Raw genomic sequence first — 21,611 nt, 5'->3', positions numbered from 1 at the left:
GCGGGTCTCGCTGCTCCGCGAACGGTTCGAGCGCGCGCCCCATCAACGCGACCGGCGGATGAGGTCGGCGATTTCGCTACTGGTGCCGGTTTCGCCGATGCGGGGAAAGATCCGCGTGACGCTGTTGGCGTGGGCGTCGGCGCTCATGTCGGTCATCGCGTCGACGGCGAGCGTCACGTTGAAACCGAGTTCGTAGGCTTGGCGAGCCGTCGATTCCACGCCGATGCTGGTGGCGACGCCGGCGATCACCACCTGCGTTACGTCTTTCGCCTTCAGATAGGCCTCGAGGTTCGTGTTGACGAAAGCGCCCCAGGTCCGCTTCGTCACGAGATGGTCCGCCGGTTGCCGGTCGAGTTCAGGCGCCAGGTCGGTCCAGTCGGGCGGCGGCGTACCGCCAGCGAGCGACGTTTCGGTGCGGCCGGGCGCACCTCCGGCGACATTGACCAGAACGACGGGGAGATCATGCGCCCGGAAGGCGGCGGCCAGCGCTGCGGCGTTCTTCAGGACGTCGCCGATCAGATCGGCCGGGGCACGCGAGACGATGCCTTTCTGTAGATCGATGACGATAAGGGCGCTGTTCGGATCGAGCGCGGTGACGGTCATGGGATGTCTTTCGGGGGATGGGTGCCGCCCCGAGCGATGATGGAGGGACTGCGGCGGCGACCGGAGATGGGGAGAGGCGAGGGGCGGCCGGTGCGGGCCGGGCGCGATACGCAACGATCAGGTGTCGACGAGACGCTCGAGAAGCGCGATGCCGCGCGCCAAATCGTCCTGCTCCTGCGGCGTCAGCCTGGCCTGGATGGTCCGCAGCAACCAGTCCTGGCGGGCCGCGCGCCCCTGCTTGAGGCTTTCGCGGCAGTGCGGTGTCAGCGACTGGATCATCTGCCGCCCGTCGGAGGGATCGGGAGTGCCGATCACGAGATCGAGCGCCTGGAGCGCGGCGATATTCGCACTCATCGACTGCGGGCGCATGCCTTCGGCGCGGGCAAGCGCGGTCACCGTCGCCGAGCCGTCGCGCTCCAGGCGCCGCAGCACCGAAAACTGTGACGGCGTCAGATCTCCCGCCGTCGCCTCTTCGCGAAGCCGCCGCTTCAGCCGGCCGACGACGCTCTGAAGCTCGGCCGCCAGTTCCCTGAGCGGCTCGCGCTCGGGATGCTCGTCATTTTTATCCATGCCGTCTCATAGCAGGTATGAAGGCAGCCTGAAAAGACTGGCTTCATATCCAAAGGAAATTTCGGCGGTGGCGGTTGGGCCACCCTCGTTGGATCGTCATGACATGCCGCGATCCTGCGACACCTGGAAACGCTGAGCGGCTTGTCGATCGGCCGGGCCGGGTCACGTTCGTCTAGCCGCGTCTCACGCTTCCTAAAATCCCTCTGACGAGCCGGCGCGAAAGATCGGCGGCCACCGTGCGGACAACCTGCTTGGCCATCGTTTCGACGACGCTCTGGCGGCGGGAGTTGCCGCCGAGAAGCACGTCCAGCCAGCCGCCTTGCTCGCGCGTGCCGGATCGATGCGATCGCGAGCCGTTCGTCTTTTCGCGGCTCGCTTGCTCGGCCTCGGCGTCGATCCGCGCCTCGGCACGCTCCTTTAGGATCTCATAGGCCGATTCCCTGTCGATCGGCCGGTCGTACTGCCCGTAGACCGGGCTGGTCTCGATCAGCTTCCGCCGTTCCGCATCGGTCAGAGGGCCAAGCTGGCCGGACGGCGGGCGAATGAGGGTGCGCTGCACCACCGACGGAACGCCCTTCTCGGCAAGTGTTGAGACCAGGGCCTCGCCAACGCCGAGGTTGGTGATCGCCTCGGCCGCGTCGAAGTCCGGGTTCGGCCGAAACGTCTCGGCGGCCGTCTTGACCGCCTTGGCCTCTCGCGGCGTGTAGGCGCGCAACGCGTGCTGGATCCGATTGCCCAGCTGCGCGAGCACGCTTTCGGGAACGTCGAGCGGGTTCTGCGTGACGAAATAGACGCCGACGCCCTTGGAGCGGATGAGCTTGACCACCTGCTCCAGCTTTTCGACGAGAGCCTTCGGTGCTTCGTCGAAGAGAAGGTGGGCTTCGTCGAAGAAGAAGACGAGACGGGGTCTTTCGGGATCGCCGACCTCGGGAAGTTCCTCGAACAGTTCGGACAGCAGCCAGAGCAGGAAGGTGGCGTAGAGCCGGGGCGAGGTCATCAGCCGATCGGCGGCAAGCACGGAAACATAGCCGCGCCCGTCGCGCGAGGTGCGCATCAGATCTCGGATATCGAGCGCCGGCTCGCCGAAAAAACGGTCCGCGCCTTGCTCTTCCAGCACCAGAAGCTGGCGCTGGATGGCACCGATGGAGGCCTTCGAAACGTTGCCGTATTCGGTCGTGATGGTCGAGGATCGCTCGGCGATGTTGGCGAGAAGCGCCCGAAGGTCCTTCAGATCGAGAAGCAGGAGGCCTTCGTCGTCGGCAAGCTTGAAAACGATGTTGAGGACGCCTTCCTGCACGTCCGTCAGATCGAGGAGCCGGGCGAGAAGGAGCGGACCCATCTCGGACACGGTGGTGCGGACCGAATGGCCCTGTTCGCCGAAAAGGTCCCAGAAGATCGTCGGGCTCTCCCGGAACGTGTAGTCATCGGCGAAGCCGATCGCCTCGGCGCGAGCCGTCAAAAATTCCTTGCCTTGCGCCGAGCCGGCCAAGGCGATGCCGGACAGATCGCCCTTGATGTCGGCCGCGAAGACCGGAACGCCGGCCGCCGAAAAGCCTTCGGCGAGAACCTGCAGCGTTACGGTCTTGCCTGTTCCCGTCGCCCCGGTGACGAGGCCGTGGCGATTGGCATAGCGCAGGTCGAGATATTGTGCCTCGCTCGTCCCACCACTCGGGCCGAGGCTTTTGCCGAGGAAGATCGCGTCGTCGTTGAGTACCGCCAAGCGTGCCTCCCTCGGATGTTTGCCGGACTATACGGTATAGAAATCGTCTGCGACAACATAAGCGGCCGGAGAGCGGGAGCAACTGCTGCCGCAGGACCATCTTTGCGGCACGGCGGCGCCGGTGATATTGGACACAGAGGAACGACGGGCTGCGCAAGTCGGTTTGCGTCAAGCAAAACGCGCTATCATCATGCTCTTTGCGCAAGGGCGCTTGCTGAGATGGACCGGCCGACCCCGATGACCGCACACCCGACCCCGCTCGCCACCGTCGAGGCAAGACCGCAGGACTTTGCCCATGTCCGCGACTGGGTGTTCGATCTCGACAACACGCTCTATCCACGCCACACGAACCTGTTTTCGCAGATCGACGAAAGGATCACCGCGTTCGTCTCGGATCTGCTGAAGCTAGAGCCGGTCGACGCCAAGGCGTTGCAGAAACAGTTCTACCGGTCCCACGGCACGACGCTGCGCGGGCTTATGAGCGAATACGACATCGATCCGGATGCCTTTCTCGAATATGTCCACGACATCGACTATTCGTGGATCGATCCGGATCCGGCGTTGGGCGACGAGATCAAGGCGCTGCCCGGCCGCAAGTTCATCTTCACCAACGGCGACCGTCCGCATGCGGAGCGCACGGCCCGCCAGCTCGGCATTCTCGAGCATTTCGACGACATTTTCGATCTGGTCGCGGCCGGCCTCGTGCCGAAGCCCGCGTCGGAGACCTACGACAAATTCATGGGGCTGCATCGGATCGATGCCGCCCACGCGGCGATGTTCGAGGACTTGGCACACAACCTCGAAGTGCCTAAGGCGCTGGGTATGCGCACGGTGCTGGTGGTCCCCAGAAACTTCGAGACGGCCTTCGGCGACATCTGGGAGCACGACGGCCGCGACGGCGCCCATATCGACTTCATCACAGACGATCTGGCGACATTCCTGAAGTCGATCCGGCAGTCAGCGGGCGATGCGGCCTCGTGACGGTGTCGACGCTTCCCGGTCCGGTACAACCTTGAAGTCGCCTGTTGGAAAGAGCGGGAAGCCATTCCAGCTTCGGCGGCTGGCGCTGGCCGACATGGATGCGGCGGCCGTCGTTCATCGGACCGCCTTCGACGGGCGCCTGCCGTGGTTGTCGGGCCTTCACACGGCGGAAGACGATCGGGCCTTCTTTCGCCATGTGGTCTTCGCCGAGTGTGCGCTCTGGGGTGCCTTCGACGACGGGCAACTGGCCGGCTTCATCGCGTTCAGGACGGGGTGGATCGAGCAACTTTACGTGCTCCCGGCCATGCAGGGGTGCGGCATCGGACGCAAGCTGCTGCAGATCGCTCAAGACGCGTCGTCGGAGCTGTCGCTCTGGACCTTCCAAAAGAATGCAGGGGCACGCCGGTTTTACGAGACAAACGGATTCGAGGCGGCCGAAACCACCGACGGCTCGGGCAACGAGGAGCGCGAACCTGATATCCGCTATGTCTGGCTGAAAGGGGAAAGCGGCGGCCAGACCTGACGGTGTGACGGATGGGCCGCGGGCGCGACCTCCGACTCAGTGGCCGAGGATGGAACGTCCGGGCTGGATCAGCGAGCCGGTGCGGCCGGACTGCGTGTCCTCCTGCGATGGCGTCGTGGCGATCGCGGCGCCGGCCGCCAAGGCGGAACGGCTGCTGCGCAGGACGGAAGTCTGGTCGCTTCCCGACTGTTTTTCGCCGCGCGCGCAGGCCTGTCGGTCGCGCCCGCTGGCGTCGTCGCTGTCGCGACGCTCGTCGAGCGGAACGGTCTCGTCTTCGGCGATGTGCTGGGGGGTATCCTGATCCTGCTGAGAACGGATGATAGCGTCGATCTCCGACATCTCACTAACTCCTTCGGCCGGCGGCCGTGAATGCCCTGTCTTTGGCGAAGCAACGCGACGTTGCGAACCAAAGTTCCCAGCTTCGATTATAACGCCAAATCGACTTTCAGAATTCGTAAAATGTACGAATCGTGTTCCAGCCCTCTTCGGCCGTTTCCGCGAAGGTGAAAAGGTCGACGTCGTCGGGCGCGATGGTGCCCTGTTCGGCGAGGAACTCGAAGTCGATCACGCGGCGCCAGAAGGCCTCGCCGAACAGGACGACGGGGATGCGCTCCATGCGCCGGGTCTGGATCAGCGTCAGTGACTCGAACAGTTCGTCCATGGTGCCGAAACCGCCCGGAAAGCAGGTCATGGCCTTGGCCCGCAGGAGAAAGTGCATCTTGCGGATCGCGAAATAGTGAAAGTTGAAGCAGAGTTCGGGCGTCGCGTAGCGGTTGGGCGCCTGCTCGTGCGGCAGTGTGATGTTGAGCGCGATCGACACCGCGCCGACGTCGGCGGCGCCTCGATTGCCCGCTTCCATCACGCCCGGGCCGCCGCCGGTGACGATGACGAATTCCTTGCCGCCGGAACTGTTGGCCGAATGCTCGGAGCAGAGCCGGGCGAATTTGCGCGCCTCGGCATAGTAGCGCGAATTGGCTTCCAGGTTGCGCGTCTGCGTCTCGTTGTGGCCGGCCCAGGCCGCGCCGCCCGGTTCGGGGATGCGCGCGCCGCCGAACAGCACCACCGTCGATTCGATGCCGGCCTCGATCAGCGTCATCTCCGGCTTCATCAATTCGAGCTGGAGGCGTACGCCGCGCATCTCCTCGCGCGAGATGAAGTCCGGATCGTCGTAGGCGAGGCGATAGGTAGGCGAGCGCGTCTGCGGTGTCTCGGGGCGGACATTCGCCCGTTCGCGGTCGGTCTGCGAACTGGGAAAGGGATCCCATGCCTGTTCGTCGCGCGGCGGTTTGGCCATTCTCGTCTCTCTCCGGCGGCTTCAATTGATTCGATGCCAACCATGAACTAGAGCGGACACCGACGTTCAACAGGAGTTTGCCGCCGATGACCGCGCCGGATCATGCCGCCCTCGCCAAGACCATCGACGCCGCCTTCGAAGCGCGCGCCGAGATCGATGCCTCCACGCAGGGCGAGGTGCGCGAGGCGGTCGAGGTGGCCCTCGACATGCTGGACCGGGGCGAGGCGCGCGTCGCCGAGCCCGGCGAGGGGGGCGCCTGGACCGTCAACCAGTGGCTCAAGAAGGCCGTGCTCCTGTCGTTTCGCCTGAACGACATGGCGGTGGTCGAAGGCGGGCCGGGCGGTGCCACGTGGTGGGACAAGGTGCCGTCCAAGTTCGCCGGCTGGGGCGAGAACCGCTTTCGCGAGGCGGGCTTTCGCGCGGTGCCGAGCGCGGTGGTGCGCCACTCCGCCCATATCGGCCGCGACGTCGTGCTGATGCCGTCCTTCGTCAATCTGGGCGCCTATGTCGGCGACGGCACGATGGTCGACACCTGGGCAACTGTCGGCTCGTGCGCGCAGATCGGCAAGCACGTGCATCTGTCGGGCGGCGTCGGCATCGGCGGCGTGCTGGAGCCGCTGCAAGCCGGACCGGTGATCATCGAGGACAACTGCTTCATCGGTGCGCGCTCGGAGGTGGTCGAGGGCTGCATCGTGCGCGAGGGTTCGGTGCTGGGCATGGGCGTCTTCATCGGCCAGTCGACGAAGATCGTCGACCGGGCCACCGGCTCGATCACCTATGGCGAAGTGCCGCCCTATTCGGTGGTCGTCGCCGGCGCGCTGCCCGGCAAGCCGATGGGCAACGGCGAGCCGGGACCGGGCCTCTACTGCGCGGTGATCGTCAAGCGTGTCGACGAGCGCACCCGCTCCAAGACCTCGGTCAACGAGCTGTTGAGAAGCTGAGACCGAGCCGGCGAGGGGCGGCGTGAAGCCGTTGGCGAACCGGCCACGACAGCGGCGGGCCGCAGTGCTGCGCTCGGTCTCGGCGCTGCTGCCGCTGGGCGGGCTCGGTTTTCTCTGGGCCTGGCTCACGCCGGTGCCGGCGCTGCCGCCCGACCACCAGGGCCTCTGCCGGACGGAGGTCGCCGGCAGCGTCGAGTACATCGTCTGTAGCGTACCGCTCGATCGCTACGAGCTGAAGCTTTTTGCTGCGGACCCCGACGGCAAGCCCTTCGCAGGCTTTCGGGCGATGGCCGACAGTCTGCCAGCCCCGCCGTTGCTCGCGGTCAATGCCGGCATGTTCGATCACGATTATCGCCCGGTCGGCCTGGCGGTCCAGGACGGCGTTCAGATCGCACCGATCTCGACGGCCGACGGGCCCGGCAATTTTCATATGAAGCCGAACGGCATCTTCTTCATCGAAGGCGGCAAGGCTGCGGTCCGGCCGACGGATCGGTATCGGGCGGAGGGGCATGCCCCGGACCTGGCCACACAGTCCGGTCCGATGCTGCTGATCGACGGCGAACTTCATCCGCGTTTCATCAAGGGATCGGACAGCCGCTTCGTCCGCAACGGCGTCGGTGTCAGCGAGGACGGCCGAATCGTCTATCTGGTGCTGAGCCGCCAACCAGTGAACTTCTGGGATTTCGCACTGTTCTTCCGCGACCGCCTCTCGTGTCGCGACGCGCTGTTTCTGGATGGTCAGATTTCCGGCCTGTTCTATCCCGCGGCGGATATCGACTATCAGCCCTACGATCTCGGACCGATGCTGGCCGTGCTCCCGAAGGCCGACGGGTAAGACGCGGCGAGCGGTTCAGGCGTAAAGGGCGGGCCAATCCTGATCCCGGCGTGCCGGGCAGGAACGCTCAGCGGGCGAGCGCCGAGGCGGCGAGGCGGCCCGATTTGCCGGTCGCGCTGGCCGCGGTCGCTTGGTCGGTGAGAGAGGCGGTCTGAACGCCCGTGGTCGGGTTCGGCGTGGGTACGACGACGCCGGGAACGCCGGTGGCCTCGACCGCGGTAGCCGTCGTGGCCGTCACACTGGAGCTGCCGGCGACCGTGCGCGGCATCCGCCGGCGCTCGATCCGCGCCATGTGCTTTTTCACCTTGGCGCAATACTCGGCGGCCGCGCGGCTCATCACCGTGGTGCGGTGGCCGCCCTTGTACTTCATCGCCGTCTGGCAGATGTCGTGGCCGCCCCGTTCCCAGGCGCCGGCCAGATATTTCATGCCGTAACGCAGGTTCGTCTCGGGGTCGTAGAGTCCTTCGCTGGGTCCGGTGAAGCCGAGATAGCGGGCCGTCGCCGGCTTGATCTGCGACAGGCCGAGCGCGCTGCCGCCTTTGGCCTTGGGATTGTAGTGGCTCTCGACCCGCACGACGGCGAAGGCCAGTGCCGGCGGGATATCGTTTTCGACCGCCGCCTTCTCGATCATCCGGTCGATCGAGGCGCTGCCCGTGATGGTGTCGGCGGTCATGAATGTGTCGCCGAGCTTCTGGGTGACGGACGCCACAGCCTGCTTGGTGCCGTCGACGGCCGCGGCCGTCGCATAGCCTGCGGTCTCGCTGACGGCCGAAACCGCCTGGCTGGTGGTGTCGATGGCCGCAACGGTTGCCGCCTCGGCTGTCTTTCCAACAGCCGCGATCGTGGCGACGACCGCTCCGGGAGCGGAATCTGAGCCGGCAGCCGCATCCTTGGCGCTGGCGACTTCGGTATCGGGATCGGCCGTTGCCTTAGCGGTCGTTTCCGTCTTCGGCTGCGTCTCCGCGATAGACGCCAGCAGGCGCGCAGCTTGGCGGTATTCCGCGACGTCGGCCTGGAGCGCCGTCAAAGAATCGGGCTGCCCGGCCTTGGCGGACTTCTTTGCCGCCCGCGGTGCCGTTTTTCCGGCTTCGGCCGTTGCCGCGAGTGCGGCCTGATCGGGTTTCTTAGCGGGTACCGTCAGCCGCGTGCCGTCGGCCAGCGACATCACAGGTGCCGGAGCATAACCATACGTCGCGGTGACGTCTTCGACGGTGGTGGCGGTGTTGGTCGCAGTCTGGCTCGACACGCAGGCGGTCACGGTGATCGGAAGCAGCGCGACGAACAATCCTTTCACAGCGCGGCTTCGGCGCGACGGATCGTTCGGTCGGTTGTGACCCCTCGACATGATGCGTCCCCAGCTGTTGTTCCCCGATCTTCCTTTCCAATGCGATCCGGGCACAAAAAAGGCAATATTAAGAATTGTGGCGGCGAACGCCATCCTTCGGCGGTTGTGTTGCAGCTCCGCAAAAGCTTGGCTGGTCGATGCCCTTCGTGTCGGCTATCACATCGACCATGACCGCACTCGATGATCCTTCCGAAAATCTTGCCCGATTGATTCGCTGCCCGTCGGTGACGCCCGTCGAAGGCGGTGCTCTGCAGACGTTACAGACGATGCTGGAGCCGCTGGGCTTCACGGTTTCTCGTCCGGTCTTTCGCGAGGACGGCACGCCCGATGTCGAGAACCTGTTTGCCCGGAGCGGCGAGGCCGGGCCGCATCTCGCCTTTGCGGGACACACCGACGTGGTTCCGCCGGGCGCCGGGGAGGATTGGAGCGTCCATCCATTCGGCGGCGAGATCCGCGACGGCATGCTCTACGGTCGCGGCGCGGTCGACATGAAGGGCGGGATCGCCTGTTTCGTCGCGGCGCTGGCGCGGCTGGCGGCGCGCGGCGAGATGCCGGCAGGACAGGTCTCGCTGCTCATCACCGGCGACGAGGAGGGGCCGGCGGTCAACGGCACCGTAAAGCTCTTGTCCTGGGCGGCCGAGCGCGGCGAGCGCTTCGACGCCTGCGTGGTCGGCGAGCCCACCAGCCGCGCGCAGCTCGGCGACATGATGAAGATCGGCCGGCGGGGTTCGCTGTCAGGCATCCTCACGGTCTTCGGCCGGCAGGGCCACGTCGCCTATCCGGACCGCGCCGACAATCCGGTTCGCGGCGTTCTTACGCTTCTCGACGCCTTGCTGTCCACGCCGCTCGACGAGGGCAACGAGCGTTTCCAACCCTCCAACCTCGAGGTCACCACGATCGACGTCGGCAATCCGTCGGTCAACGTCATTCCGGCGCGTGCCACCGCCGCCTTCAACATCCGCTTCAACGATCATTGGGACCCGGACACACTGCAGGCCGAGATCGCGCGCAGGCTCGATCGAGCGGCGAAAGACGCCCGGCTCAGAAGCGGGCGCGACGATCCGATCCATTTCGCCATTGACTGGAAGAGCGGACCGGCCCAGGTTTTCCTGACGCGTGACGAGGCTTTGACGCGATCACTGGCGGAGGCGATCGGGGCGGTGACCGGACGCCGGCCGGAGCTTTCCACTTCGGGCGGCACATCGGATGCCCGCTTCGTCAAGGATCATTGCCCCGTCGTGGAGTTCGGCCTTGTCGGGCAAACCATGCACATGATCGATGAGCGGGTGGCACTCGCCGACCTTGAGGATTTGACGCGGATTTATGAGCTCTTCATCACCCGCTGGTTTTACGCCCAGTCCTGAGCGCATGCCGACCCTGCAGGAGGTTCTGCGCTACTTCAACGGGGCCACACTGATGATGGCCGGAAAGCAGGAGGGGCTTCGCCGCCTCGACCTGTCGGCCGACGGCTTCTGGATGTCGTTTTCGGCCATTCTGTTCTCGTTGCCGCCGATCGTGCTTTCGTGGATCGAATTCGAGGCGGCTGAGCGACAGCATCCCCTGGGCGATTCCGGATGGGGCACCGTCTATGCGGCGCATCTTCTGGCGGATCTCCTGAGCTGGCTGCTGCCGGTGATGGTGCTGATGATGATCGCGCGGCCGATCGGCTATTCGCGCAAGATCGTGCCGCTGGTGATCGCGACCAATTGGGGCGGAGCGCTGCTTGCCTGGGCCGTGGTGCCCTATTGGATTCTGGTGATGCTGTTTGGCGCGGGACCAACGCTCACGGTCGTCGGCGTGCTCATCACCATCGCCAGTCTGATCCTGACGGTGCGTCTGACGGCGGTTGCGATCGGCGGCGATGTTCTCGCCGCCATTGGCGTGGTCGCGCTGATGGTCGTGTGTTCGCTGATTTCCTATGGTGCTGTGATGGACGTCACCGGCGTGCCGCTGCTCTGAGTCCCAGGCCGTCGTTTGGCCGGGCGGGGCGGATCAACGCTCGTCGCGACCGATCCATTTGCTGACCGCCGGCGGCTGGTATGATTTGAGCCGGTCGAGCAGCGCCTTCGGTTCGTCCTCGACGATGAGCATGTCGCGGTGGATCGGCTTCATGAACTGGCTTGCGGCGACGTTGTCCAGAAAGCCCGAAAGGCCGTCGTAGTAGCCGTTGACATTGAGCAGCGAGCAGGGCTTCGCGTGGTAGCCGAGCTGTGCCCATGTCCAGACTTCGAAGAGTTCCTCGAAGGTCCCGATGCCGCCCGGCATGGCGACGAAGCCATCGGAGAGCTCCGCCATCAAGGCCTTTCTCTCGTGCATCGAGCCGACGATGCGCAGGTCCGTCAGGTTGCGGTGGCCGACCTCCTTGTCGAACAGCGCCTGGGGAATGACGCCAGTGACCCGCCCGCCGGCTTCCAGGACGGCGTCGGCGATGCCGCCCATCAGGCCCACCGAGCCGCCGCCATAGACGAGCTCTATCCCTTCTTCGACGAGCAGGCGCCCCAGCGCCTGAGCCACCGACAGATAAGCCGAATCCACACCAAAGCTCGATCCGCAAAACACACAGAGCCGCTGCATCGTCATTCCCGTTTGCTGAAGCGCGTCCCTATGCCATCGTAAGGCCAAGCCTCGGAATCAAGGTGCGCGTCTTTGGGCAGGTGGCTGGTGTGTGGCGGGTTGCGATGCCGGCGTCAACCTTCGCCGAGACGGATCTCGGCCTTCATGAAGGTCACCGCCTGGCCGAAGATGGCGACGCGCTCCCCAGCCAATTCGCACACCAGGTGGCCGCCGCGTCGGGAGACCTGACGGGCCGACAGACGGGTCTTGCCGAGCCGTTCGGCCCAATAGGGCGTCAGCGTCGAGTGGATCGACCCGGTGACGGGATCCTCTGGAATACCGGCACCAGGGGCGAAATAGCGCGAGACGAAATCGTCGCTCGCGCCCTTGGCCGTGATGACGAGACCTTGCAGGCCCAATTTGGCGATCCGCTCGAAGTCCGGGACAAAGTCTCGAACCGATGCCTCGTCCTGCAGTTCGACGAAGATGTTGTCGAAGCTGCGAACCGTTCTGACGAATCCGCTGGGGAAAAGATCTGCGACGGCTTCCGGCAGTTCGGCCCAATCCTCGGGGGCGAGGCAGGGGAAATCGAGCCGGTAGCCTTCGGTGCAGGGGGCCGCCCGCAAGTCGCCAACGCGCGTGGCAAAGACCATGTCGCCCGCGATACCGTACTCAGTGGCAAGCACATGGGCCGTGGCCAGCGTCGCATGGCCGCAGAAGTCCACCTCCACGGCGGGGGTGAACCATCTGAGATCCCATCGCGAGCCGTTGCGACGGGCAAACGCCGTCTCGGACAGATTGTTCTCCGCCGAGATCGACTGCATGACGGTGTCCGGCAGCCAGTCCTCAAGGATCAGAACGGCGGCCGGATTTCCGGAGAAAACGCGGTCGGTGAAGGCGTCGACCTGATACATGGCCAAGGTCGTATCGGCGGTCATGAAGACGGCTCCGTCGCGATGGATCAGCCGCCGAACAATCCGCCGCTCTTCGGCGGCTCGATCTGGCCGGTGGCTGCGTTGTAGTTCAGATGCACTTCCGCGCCGTCGTCCATGTAGTAGATCACTTCGTACTGGCCATCGGAGTAGGAGATGCTCTTGATCGCATAGAAGCCGGGGCGCTGTTCGGCCTTCTCGATCAGCTGCGAGAGCTTGATGCTGCTTTGGGGCGGCAGCTGAGCCTTCGGATCGTCATCCGGATTGGAGGCCGCCAATCCCGCCGTTACCATCATCAAGTTCAACGCTATCGCCAAGGCAAGCTTCATCGCTTCACCACTCCTGTTCGCAACCGGCCCATTCCGGCCACAGAGATGGCGAAAATAGGTCAGGCGCGCGGCGAGCCAAGCGAGCTCAGCGATAGTCGACGCGCGTTAGATAAAGCCCGTCGGGCGGTGCGACCGGGCCGCAGCGCTTGCGATCATGCGCTTCGAGGGCGGCGACGAGGTCGTCGGCCGTCCAGCGGCCTTCACCGATCAGCTTCAGCGAGCCGGCAAAGGAGCGGATCTGGTTGTGCAGAAAGCTCTGGGCCGAGGCGTGGATATGCACCTCGTCGTCCGGCGCCAGAACCACGTCGAGCCGCTCCAGGGTGCGGATCGGACTTTTCGCCTGGCAGTGGGTGGAGCGGAAGGTCGTGAAGTCGTGCGTGCCGAGCAGGCGCTTCGCCGCCGCGTCCATCGCCGCCACGTCGAGCGGCTTCCACACCCACCAGACCTGGCCCGCCTTGATGGCGGGGGGCGGGCGGCGGTTGAGGATCCGGTAGAGATAATGCCGCTTGCGGGCCGAGAAGCGGGCGTCGAAATCGTCGGCGACGCGGGTCGCGGCCATGATCGTCACCCGCTCCTCGCGCAGATGGGCGTTGAGCGCATCGCGCACGGTGTCCCCCGTCCACTCGCGGGCGAGATCGACATGGGCGACCTGGCCGCTGGCATGGACGCCCGCGTCCGTGCGTCCGGCGCCGAACAGGGTCACGGTCTCTCCGGAAAACTTCTCCACAGCCGCCTCGATTGCCGCCTGTACCGACCAGCCGTTGGCCTGACGCTGCCACCCGACATAGGGCAGGCCGTCATATTCGATGATAAGCTTATAACGCGGCATCGGCGAACTCGATCAGACTGCGCCGAGGCGCGTTCCCTTCGATAGGGCGGAGCCACGCAGGAAAGCGTCCGCCGTCATCGCCTTGCCGCCCGCGCGCTGCAGTTCCAGGAGACGCACGGCGCCATGGCCGCAAGCGACCAGCAGCCGATCGTCCAGCACCTCGCCGGGCGCTCCGGTGCCGTCCTCGACGCGTGCGCGCAAGAGCTTCAGGCGTTCCGGCCCGGCACCGAGATCGACCATCGTCCAGGCGCCAGGAAAGGGCGAGAAGCCGTTGATGCGGCCTTTCACGGCGGCCGCGGCCTGCGAAAAATCGATCTCGGCTTCGGCCTTGTCGATCTTCCGGGCGTAGGTCGGCTCGCAACCGGTGCGCGCGGCGATGGCGTCCTGGTCCTCGAAGCCGAGCGAGCCTGCCTCGATCCGCGTGAGGGCTTCCACCATCAGCCGGGCGGAGATCGCGGACAGGCGATCGTGCAGGTCGCCGGCCGTCTCGCTCCCGCCGATCTCGGTCTCTTCGGTCAACGCCACCGGGCCGGTGTCGAGACCGGCCTCCATCCGCATGACCATCATGCCGGTGGAGGCGTCGCCCGCCTCGATGGCACGCTGGATCGGGGCGGCGCCGCGCCAGCGCGGCAGCAGCGAGGCGTGACCGTTGAGACAGCCATGGCGCGGCGCATCGAGCACCGGCTGCGGCAGGAGCAGGCCATAGGCGACGACGACGGCGACGTCGGCGCCGAGCGCGGCGAAGGCGGCCTGATCGGCCGGGCTCTTCAGGCGCTCGGGGTGGCGGACGGCAAGCCCCAGCCGCTCGGCCTCCTGGTGAACGGGGGAGGGCGTCTGGGTGAGACCACGACGGCCACCGGCACGCGGCGGCTGCGTATAGACCGCGACGATCTCGTGCCCGGCCTCAGCCAGGCCCGACAGCGTCGGCACGGAAAAGGCCGGCGTGCCCATGAAAACCACTTTGAGGGGCATATCAGGCCGCCTCCGATCAGATTGTACGCTTGGCGGCCTTGGTGAACTTCTTGATGACCATCTGCCGCTTCAGCTTGGAGATGTAGTCGATGAAGAGCACGCCGTTCAAATGGTCGATCTCGTGCTGCAGGCAGGTCGCCATCAGCCCTTCGGCTTCGATCTCGTGCATCTCGCCATCGAGCCCGAGATAGCGCGCCTTGACCTTGGCCGGACGCTCGACCTCGGCATAGTAGTCGGGGATAGACAGGCAGCCTTCTTCATAGACCGATCGCTCCTCCGAGGAGGCGACGATCTCGGGATTGATGAAGACGTGCGGCGCCTTTTCTTCCTCCTCACCGGAGACGTCGATGGTGAGCAACCGCAGCGGTTCGCCCACCTGGATCGCAGCGAGGCCGATGCCCGGCGCATCGTACATCGTCTCCAACATGTCCTCCGCAAAGCGGCGGATGTCGTCGTCGACCCGCTCGACCGGTTTGGAATGCAGGCGCAGCACCGGATCGGGAAGGATGATGAGGGGCTTGATCGTCATGGGGTGCAGGTAATCGCTGGCTCAATCGCGGTCAATCTGAAGATGTGTCCGCTCGCGCATTGCCATAAAATGTTCTTGTTTTGATCTGGTCTTCGGCAGAGAAGTCCGCTAGGATCGAGCCCATGAACTCCGATTTTCTCCCAGGCCTGCTCGATCGGCCGCTGGTTTCGCTCGGTGATACGACCGTCACGGGCGGCGCCGCGCTCGTCGCCTTTCTGATTCTGGCGCTGTCTTGGATCGCCGTGGCGCTGGTCCGTGCGCGTCGGGCGGCGGAGGCGGCGCGGCAGGAGGCCGAGGCGCAGCGCGCCGAGAGCGACGAGCGATTGCGGGACATTCTCAGGGCGCAGACGGAGATGACGGGCCGGATGCAGACGATGGCGGAGATCTTCGGCTCGCGTCAGGCCGATCTGACGCGGGCCTTGTCGGAACGCATGGACGGGCTGACCTCGCGTGTCGGCCAGTCGATTATGGAGACGACCAGGGAGACCAAGGCGTCGCTGGGCGCGCTCAGCGAGCGGCTGGCGGTCATCGACCGGGCGCAGGGGCAGATCGCCAACCTGGCGGGCGAAGTCGTTCGCCTGCAGGATATCCTGGCCAACAAGCAGACGCGCGGCGCGTTCGGGCAGGCGCGGATGGAGGCGATCGTCATGGACGCCTTGCCGCCGGGCGCCTACTCCTTCCAGGCAACGCTGTCCAACGGCAAGCGGCCGGATTGCCTGATCCCGATGCCGAACGGCGCGCCGGCGTTGGCGATCGACGCCAAGTTTCCGCTGGAAGCATGGACGGCGCTGGGCGAGGCGGCGGGCGACGAGGCGCGGAACTTCGCCGTCAGGCGGCTCAAGCGCGACATGGATACCCATATCAAGGCGATTGCCGAGAAATACCTCATTCCCGGAGAAACCCAGGATACGGCGTTTCTGTTCGTGCCGTCGGAATCGATCTTCGCAGCACTTTACGAGGACCACGCCGAAATCGTCCAGCGGGCGCACAAGGCGCGGGTGGTGATCGTTTCGCCCTCGCTGCTGATGCTGTCGATCCAGGTGGTGCAGGCGATCCTGAAGGACGCGCGGATGAAGGAAGAGGCCGGCCGCATCCAGCGCGAGGTGCGTCTTCTGATGGAGGATCTCGGCCGGCTGGATGCGCGCGTGGTGGCGCTCAAGGGCCATTTTGGCCAGACAGAGCGCGACATCGATCAGATCCTGACATCGACCGAGAAGCTGATCCGCCGAGGTGAGCGGATCGAAGCCGTCGATCTCGGCGAAGACGCCCCCGGGCCAGCTAAGTCAGCCGACAGATTGGCGGGGATCTAGTCTCGCCGAAGGCCGAACCGGCCGATTGTTTCAACCGCGTATTACCGGTGAATCCGGCATTCTCATCTCTCGCGCAAGAATTTGTGAAGAAACCGTAAACCAGGTTGGGATCGATTTGGACGTCTTCTGCGTTGTTGATGCGACCGACGTTAGACGAGGGGACCGGTATGCGCAGTGGCGTCAAAGCGATCCTAACCAGTTTTGCTCTACTTGTTGCACCGGCTGCTTCGGCGGCGCCGGCTGTGGCGCAGCTGAATGTGCTCGCCGACGCCTACAACAGCCAGACCGAGCACGATTTCCGCCAGGGCCTGCAGATGCGGCTGGCCTGGACGGGGGACTATGCCGGCCGCTTCGACGGCGATGTCGGGCCGGAGACGCTGCGGGCGATCCGCGACTTCCAGGCGCGCCATGGGCTGGAAGCCACCGGCATCATGGACCAGCCGTTTCTTCGGCTGTTGCTGGTCGAGAGCGATCGAGCGGAAACCGGCACCGGCTTTGCTCTGGTCGACGACGCGGTGACCGGCGTGCGGGTCGGGCTTCCGCTGTCGCTGGTCCGCGATCTGGGTCAGACCGAAATCGGCCATTTGTGGCGCTCCTCCGACGACGGGATCGAGATTGAGACGGCGCGCTTCACCGATGGCGGTCGCACGCTCGACGACTTGTTCGCCGTTCTGTCCACCCCCAGCAGCGAACGCAGCGTGACCGCCAAGACCTTCGGCGGCACGTGGTTCTCCATCGCCGGAAAGGAATCAGAGCGGTCCTATCTCATTCGGTTCGCGACACGCGATGGCGAATTGCGCGGATATTCCCTGTCCTACGACGCTGCCAATGCCGACGTGATGGAGCCGTTTGCCAGGGTCTCGGCAAACCTGTTCGAGCCTTTTGCCGGCGAGCCGGCCGCCGCGCGGGTGGCCCAGAACCGGGGCCTTGGTTTCGGGCCGATGGTCGACGTTTCCGGACACAGCACCGACATGGTGGCCTATGCCGATCCGTTCGCTGATGCGCGTGGTGGGCGCCTTGGCGATTTCGGCTCCGATCGGTCGGCGCCGGCGGACAAGCCGGCGGATTCGTCGGGCACCGGCTTCGTGGTCGCCGACGGGTGGCTGCTTACCAACGCCCATGTGGCGCGCTCCTGCAAGACCATCCTGGTCGGCAATCACGGCGTTGCGGACGGCCAGATCCTCGATGAGGCCGCCGATCTCGCGTTGCTCCATGTCTCCGGTGAGACGCTGGGCGAGCCGCTGCGGATGGCCGCGGACGCGCCGCGGCTCGGCGAGGACATCCTGGCTCTGGGCTTCCCGCTGCGCAGCATTCTGGCCGACAGTCTCAATGTCACCCGCGGCAACGTCTCGTCGCTGATGGGCCTGATGAACGATTCGCGCTATCTGCAGATCTCGGCGCCGATCCAGCCCGGCAATTCCGGCGGGCCTCTCGTCGACCTGTCCGGCCGGGTCGTCGGTGTGGTGACCGCCAAACTCAACGCCGTGGCCGTGGCCGATCTGACGGGCGACATTCCGCAGGCGATCAATTTCGCCATTCGTCCCGAGGCGGCCGTCGCCTTCCTGAAGGAGGAGGGCATTGCCTATGCCTCCGCCGATCCCGAAGCGGAATTCGGTTCGGTTCCGGACGCCACCGCCAAGGTGAAGGACTCCATCCTGCCCGTCGTTTGCCTGGCTTCCGAGCAGACCGCTCAGAATTGAGCAGTAGACGCCGTGCCGTAGGCGAAGGCGCGTTAATAGAAACGCGTCGCGTCGCTGCCAGGCGAAACTTGGGAAAATTCGAAGACCATCGGATTGTATAAAGCGAAGACGTCCCGGACACCATCATGGTGCCGGAACGTCAAAGACGCCTCCCGGCGGATCCCGGCGCGTCTCTCATCGACGCTAAACTTCAGGATCGATTCTGTTTTACACTTGAATGCGTCGTATTTGAAGTGCCTTCTAGAATTAACCGTAAATAATAGGTTAATATTCAGCCGGCCTGCGATATTTTTTTAAATAGATCTCGGGTCGGCCAGCAAGTCGCGGCTTGCCCGTTTTCTTCCTGCCAGGCACCGATCGAGCGCCGCGTCTTATAGCCGGCCAGACCATCGGCCCCTCCGACATCGTAGCCCTTGCCCTGGAGAATTTTCTGCATGCGGGCGACGTCGCCTCGAGTCAGGCCTTTGTTGGCGACCCAGCCACCGTGAAACCCGGCATCGGCTCCCCGGATGCGATCGGCGGCATGGCCGACGAAGAGCGCGTAGAGGTCGGAATTGTTGTAGGCCTTGATGACATAGAAATTCGGCGTTGCGACGAAAGCAGGGCCGAAGCGGCCCGCCGGCATCAGCAGATTGCCGGGTTGGTCGGCCTCGTGAGCAGGGAAAGCTCGACGGGACACGCGCGTCACGCCGGCATCGACGAATTCGCGGATCGATTGGCGCCGGTCCGGCCCTTCCTGGGCGCAGGAGATGCGGTCCGGCACGTTGGCCTCGAAGCCCCAGTCGCGGCCGCGAACCCAACCGGATTGCGCGAGGTACTGGCCGATCGAGGCCAGCGTGTCGGGGACCGACTGCCAGATGTCGCGACGGCCGTCGCCGTCGAAATCGACGGCCAGCTTGAGGAATTTAGTGGGCATGAATTGCGGCTGTCCCAACGCGCCGGCCCAGGACGAGCGCATCTCGGAGACCTTCAGATGACCATCAGCGACGATGGTCAGGGCTGCCAGCAGCTCCTCTCGAAAGGTCTCCTTGCGGCGGGACAGATAGGCCTTGGTGCCGAGCACCTCGAAGGCGTTGTAGGGAATCTTGGCGGAGCCGAAACCGGATTCACGGCCCCAGATCGCCACGATGACGGAAGCCGGCACGCCGGTCTTCGCCTCGATTTGCTCCAGAACGGCGCGGTGGCGGGCCAGCATCTGGCGGCCGCGAGTGACGACCGGGCCGATCTTGCTCTCGGCGAAATAGGCGGACGGGCTCTGGAATTCGGCCTGGAAGTTGGTCTCCTCGACGGGAGCCGTCTCGCCCGGCAAAACGAGATCGGGCAGATCGAGATTGGGGCGAACACCGGCGAACGCCGCGTCGAAGACGGCGCGCGGCACCCCGCGGGCGCGGGCCGCAGGCCAGATGTCGGATTCCAGGAAAGTGCGGAAACCGCTGTCGATCCCGGCGCGGTCGGCAGCCGCCAGGACGGGCGCCACGCCTGCCGAAACGAGAACGACGAAGGCCGTCACGAGGGCGAGGATGGGGTGTCTTGTCATCGGCGTCGTCCTTCTCAGAGCAGTCTTCCATTTACCACGCCGCGCGGGCACGGCTTTGCTCTCGATGCGAATTTGATATTTGAGTGCCAATCCGCACCGAACATCGTGTCAAATGTCAGAAACCGAAGGCTCCAGCAAAATCAAAGGCGGTCGTCGGCTTCGACATTTACCTGAGAGGCGGCCGACGGGGTCATAGATGTCGGGCTTCGGACCGCCAGCCACCGTCCTATTCGATAAAGAGCGATACTGTTGCAGGTCTGCGCTACGCTCGCGCCAGCCGGTTCGATAACGGTTGAGACCGAAGATGCAGCCGAACGGAAATCAGGATGGCGGCCGGGCGCCCGCGCCGCCGAGGGGAAGAGGCCTCATGAACGTGATCAGTCCATTCAAGTCGGTCGTTGGTTTCATTCTGTCCATCATGATGCTGGCCGCCCTGCCGGGACAGGCGGCCGCGGCGTCCTGTGGCAATGACGGCTCGGGCTTCGGTCCCTGGCTGGCCGACTTCAAGGCGCAGGCGGCCGGTGCCGGCATCTCCCGCCGGACCCTCGACACGGCGCTGGGCAATATCGGCTACAGCCGGAAGGTTATCTCGCTCGACCGCAATCAAAAAGCGTTCAACATGTCGTTCGACGAGTTCATGAACCTGCGGGCGCCGGCCTACTTCGTCACCAAGGGCAAGAAGATTATCCAGCAGAACGCGTCGATGCTGAATTCGATCGAACGGCGCTACGGCGTTCAGAAGGAGATCCTGGTCGCGATCTGGGGCATGGAGACGGGGTTCGGAGCCAATTCCGGCAGCATGAACGTCTTCCAGTCCCTGGCGACGCTGGCCTATGACTGCCGCCGTTCGGCGTTTTTCGCAGAAGAATTGATGGCAGCCCTGGCGATCGTCGATCGGGGCGACATGAGCGCATCGCAGATGCGTGGAGCATGGGCCGGCGAGATCGGCCAGACGCAGTTTCTCGCGAAAAACTATCTCCGCTTCGCCGTGGATGGCGACGGCGACGGCCGCCGTGACCTGATCCGGTCGCGCGCCGACGTGCTGGCCTCGACCGCCAATTTTCTGCATGCGCATGGCTGGCGGCCGGGTGCAGACTACCAGCCCGGCCAGCCGAATTTCGGCGTGCTGCAGCAATGGAACAAGGCGGCCATCTATCAAAAGGCCCTGGCCGTGTTCGCCGGGCGGCTGGCGAGCTGACCGCCGCCCGAGCGCTGACGCGGGATCATTCGCCGTCGAGTTCCGGATAGTGCCGGAAGATGCCGTTCTCGTTGAACGGCTGTCGACGGTCGCTGTCCAGATAGTGTTTGACAGCCGGCTGGGCGGCGACCTTTGCGCATAGCGCGAGGACCTTCGGATAATGGCCTTCGAGCGTCGCCATGCGGCGGGGAAAGGCGTAGCGAAGGCCTTCGACGCTGTGGAACAGCCCAAGGTCGGCATAGGTCATCCGGTCGCCGACGAGAAAGCCCGATCCGGTCGAGTTGTGGCCTATCAGCGTTTCGTACCAGCCGAGAAACTTGGGCATCCGCTCGCTGCGGAATTCTTCGGCCTGACGCAGAGCTTCGGGCTTCTGCTCCTCGTAGTATCGCCCGGACCCGACCGGGTGATGGACGTCATGCGCTTCCGTCGCCAGATCGGCCGTGGTGACGGCCACCGACCGCGCGAACACGCGGTCCGGTTCGGACTGCGGCGCGGGGCCGAGCTTTTCGCCGAGATAGGCTGCGATCACGCCACTTTGCGAGACGACGACGTCGCCGTCCTTCAGAAACGGCGGCGCAAACGGAACATAGTCTCCCGCCCCGCCATCGAGAAACGCCGACATGGCCGACATGCCGCCGCCCTCCTTCGAGGAGAGTTGCACCATTTCCCGATAGGGTGCCTCTGCGGCCTCGAGGACCAGACGCGGATATTCGCCTCGTCCGGGAATCCCGGGCCAATAGTAAAGTTCGAACATGGTGGTCACCTCCAGGCGGACCAATTCCGGCGTTGGCGTTCCATTGCATTGCCCTTTCAGGGGGGGCGAAATCGAAGGGCTGTCGAAGGATTCTAGGGCGGAGGTCGGAACGGTGAAATGCCGTGCCGCGTCCTCGCGTGCGGTTGCATGGTTTCA

23 protein-coding genes are annotated in these 21,611 nt (G+C 64.9%); 9 read left to right on the top strand and 14 right to left on the bottom strand.

Going from position 1 to position 21,611, the window contains the following annotated elements:
• Positions 1-42 precede the first annotated feature (42 nt).
• The 3 genes from SMD10_RS10945 to SMD10_RS10935 all read right to left on the bottom strand — a co-directional run bounded on the left by SMD10_RS10945 (position 43) and on the right by SMD10_RS10935 (position 2,893).
• Positions 43-603, bottom strand: coding sequence for an isochorismatase family protein (locus SMD10_RS10945; protein ID WP_331685725.1), 561 nt, complete (start codon positions 601-603; stop codon positions 43-45).
• A gap of 117 nt (positions 604-720) precedes the next feature.
• A complete protein-coding gene (locus SMD10_RS10940) occupies positions 721-1,173 on the bottom strand; it encodes a MarR family winged helix-turn-helix transcriptional regulator (protein ID WP_331685724.1) in 453 nt (150 codons plus the stop codon).
• 172 nt (positions 1,174-1,345) lie between these two features.
• A complete protein-coding gene (locus SMD10_RS10935) occupies positions 1,346-2,893 on the bottom strand; it encodes a helicase HerA-like domain-containing protein (RefSeq protein ID WP_432757222.1) in 1,548 nt (515 codons plus the stop codon).
• A 237-nt stretch (positions 2,894-3,130) separates the two neighbouring features.
• Between SMD10_RS10935 and SMD10_RS10930 the strand changes: the two genes are divergently transcribed.
• Together SMD10_RS10930 and SMD10_RS10925 are read left to right on the top strand one after the other, a co-directional pair.
• Positions 3,131-3,874 (top strand): pyrimidine 5'-nucleotidase, encoded by a 744-nt coding sequence (locus SMD10_RS10930; protein WP_331685723.1) that lies wholly within the window; start codon positions 3,131-3,133, stop codon positions 3,872-3,874.
• Between the two features lie 94 nt (positions 3,875-3,968).
• Positions 3,969-4,397: a GNAT family N-acetyltransferase gene (locus tag SMD10_RS10925; protein WP_331685734.1), complete on the top strand. Its 429-nt coding sequence runs from the start codon at positions 3,969-3,971 to the stop codon at positions 4,395-4,397.
• A gap of 36 nt (positions 4,398-4,433) precedes the next feature.
• Here the strand turns inward: SMD10_RS10925 and SMD10_RS10920 are convergent, their stop codons facing one another.
• Positions 4,434-4,736, bottom strand: a complete 303-nt coding sequence (locus SMD10_RS10920; RefSeq protein ID WP_331685722.1) for a hypothetical protein — start codon at positions 4,734-4,736, stop codon at positions 4,434-4,436.
• 106 nt (positions 4,737-4,842) lie between these two features.
• Positions 4,843-5,691 (bottom strand): LOG family protein, encoded by an 849-nt coding sequence (locus tag SMD10_RS10915; protein ID WP_331685721.1) that lies wholly within the window; start codon positions 5,689-5,691, stop codon positions 4,843-4,845.
• Positions 5,692-5,777: 86 nt separating this feature from the next.
• Here SMD10_RS10915 and dapD point away from each other — a divergent pair, with 86 nt between their 5' ends.
• Complete coding sequence (gene dapD, locus SMD10_RS10910) at positions 5,778-6,632, top strand: 2,3,4,5-tetrahydropyridine-2,6-dicarboxylate N-succinyltransferase (RefSeq protein WP_331685720.1); 855 nt, start codon at positions 5,778-5,780, stop codon at positions 6,630-6,632.
• A 22-nt stretch (positions 6,633-6,654) separates the two neighbouring features.
• A complete protein-coding gene (locus tag SMD10_RS10905; protein ID WP_331685719.1) occupies positions 6,655-7,467 on the top strand; it encodes a phosphodiester glycosidase family protein in 813 nt (270 codons plus the stop codon).
• 67 nt (positions 7,468-7,534) lie between these two features.
• Here SMD10_RS10905 and SMD10_RS10900 read toward each other — a convergent pair whose 3' ends face one another.
• Positions 7,535-8,761 carry a lytic transglycosylase domain-containing protein gene (locus tag SMD10_RS10900; protein WP_331685718.1) on the bottom strand — a complete coding sequence of 409 codons (1,227 nt, stop codon included), beginning with the start codon at positions 8,759-8,761 and terminating at the stop codon, positions 7,535-7,537.
• Between the two features lie 218 nt (positions 8,762-8,979).
• On the opposite strand from SMD10_RS10900, the gene dapE reads away from it, so the two are divergent.
• Entirely contained in the window at positions 8,980-10,176 is a 1,197-nt protein-coding gene (gene dapE / locus SMD10_RS10895) for a succinyl-diaminopimelate desuccinylase (RefSeq protein ID WP_331685717.1), read from the top strand.
• 4 nt (positions 10,177-10,180) lie between these two features.
• Positions 10,181-10,771, top strand: coding sequence for a hypothetical protein (locus SMD10_RS10890; RefSeq protein WP_331685716.1), 591 nt, complete (start codon positions 10,181-10,183; stop codon positions 10,769-10,771).
• A gap of 33 nt (positions 10,772-10,804) precedes the next feature.
• Here the strand turns inward: SMD10_RS10890 and SMD10_RS10885 are convergent, their stop codons facing one another.
• The 6 genes from SMD10_RS10885 to def all read right to left on the bottom strand — a co-directional run bounded on the left by SMD10_RS10885 (position 10,805) and on the right by def (position 14,956).
• Positions 10,805-11,386: an LOG family protein gene (locus tag SMD10_RS10885; RefSeq protein ID WP_331685715.1), complete on the bottom strand. Its 582-nt coding sequence runs from the start codon at positions 11,384-11,386 to the stop codon at positions 10,805-10,807.
• A 113-nt stretch (positions 11,387-11,499) separates the two neighbouring features.
• Positions 11,500-12,303, bottom strand: a complete 804-nt coding sequence (locus SMD10_RS10880) for a PhzF family phenazine biosynthesis protein (RefSeq protein ID WP_331685714.1) — start codon at positions 12,301-12,303, stop codon at positions 11,500-11,502.
• A gap of 23 nt (positions 12,304-12,326) precedes the next feature.
• Entirely contained in the window at positions 12,327-12,626 is a 300-nt protein-coding gene (locus SMD10_RS10875; protein WP_331685713.1) for a PepSY domain-containing protein, read from the bottom strand.
• An 85-nt stretch (positions 12,627-12,711) separates the two neighbouring features.
• Positions 12,712-13,455, bottom strand: coding sequence for a tRNA pseudouridine(38-40) synthase TruA (truA, locus tag SMD10_RS10870; protein WP_331685712.1), 744 nt, complete (start codon positions 13,453-13,455; stop codon positions 12,712-12,714).
• A 12-nt stretch (positions 13,456-13,467) separates the two neighbouring features.
• The gene (fmt, locus tag SMD10_RS10865; protein WP_331685711.1) at positions 13,468-14,427 is read right to left on the bottom strand and encodes a methionyl-tRNA formyltransferase; all 960 of its coding nucleotides are present in this window, start codon (positions 14,425-14,427) and stop codon (positions 13,468-13,470) included.
• Between the two features lie 16 nt (positions 14,428-14,443).
• Positions 14,444-14,956 carry a peptide deformylase gene (gene def / locus SMD10_RS10860; RefSeq protein ID WP_331685710.1) on the bottom strand — a complete coding sequence of 171 codons (513 nt, stop codon included), beginning with the start codon at positions 14,954-14,956 and terminating at the stop codon, positions 14,444-14,446.
• Between the two features lie 122 nt (positions 14,957-15,078).
• Here def and SMD10_RS10855 point away from each other — a divergent pair, with 122 nt between their 5' ends.
• Both SMD10_RS10855 and SMD10_RS10850 read left to right on the top strand, forming a co-directional pair.
• On the top strand, positions 15,079-16,266 hold the full coding sequence (locus SMD10_RS10855) for a DNA recombination protein RmuC (protein ID WP_331685709.1): 1,188 nt from the start codon (positions 15,079-15,081) through the stop codon (positions 16,264-16,266).
• Positions 16,267-16,508: 242 nt separating this feature from the next.
• Positions 16,509-17,966 carry a serine protease gene (locus tag SMD10_RS10850; protein WP_331685708.1) on the top strand — a complete coding sequence of 486 codons (1,458 nt, stop codon included), beginning with the start codon at positions 16,509-16,511 and terminating at the stop codon, positions 17,964-17,966.
• Between the two features lie 271 nt (positions 17,967-18,237).
• On the opposite strand, the gene SMD10_RS10845 is transcribed toward SMD10_RS10850, so the two are convergent.
• On the bottom strand, positions 18,238-19,503 hold the full coding sequence (locus SMD10_RS10845; RefSeq protein WP_331685707.1) for a lytic murein transglycosylase: 1,266 nt from the start codon (positions 19,501-19,503) through the stop codon (positions 18,238-18,240).
• A gap of 376 nt (positions 19,504-19,879) precedes the next feature.
• On the opposite strand from SMD10_RS10845, the gene SMD10_RS10840 reads away from it, so the two are divergent.
• Positions 19,880-20,701, top strand: a complete 822-nt coding sequence (locus tag SMD10_RS10840; RefSeq protein WP_432757224.1) for a lytic murein transglycosylase — start codon at positions 19,880-19,882, stop codon at positions 20,699-20,701.
• 25 nt (positions 20,702-20,726) lie between these two features.
• On the opposite strand, the gene SMD10_RS10835 is transcribed toward SMD10_RS10840, so the two are convergent.
• Complete coding sequence (locus tag SMD10_RS10835) at positions 20,727-21,455, bottom strand: glutathione S-transferase (protein WP_331685706.1); 729 nt, start codon at positions 21,453-21,455, stop codon at positions 20,727-20,729.
• Between the last annotated feature and the right edge of the window lie 156 nt (positions 21,456-21,611).

Source organism: Consotaella aegiceratis, from assembly GCF_036541425.1.
In the GTDB taxonomy this organism is placed as follows: domain Bacteria; phylum Pseudomonadota; class Alphaproteobacteria; order Rhizobiales; family Rhizobiaceae; genus Consotaella; species Consotaella aegiceratis.
Note: the sequence above shows the minus strand (reverse complement) of the source record. Positions and strands in the feature narration are given on the sequence as shown.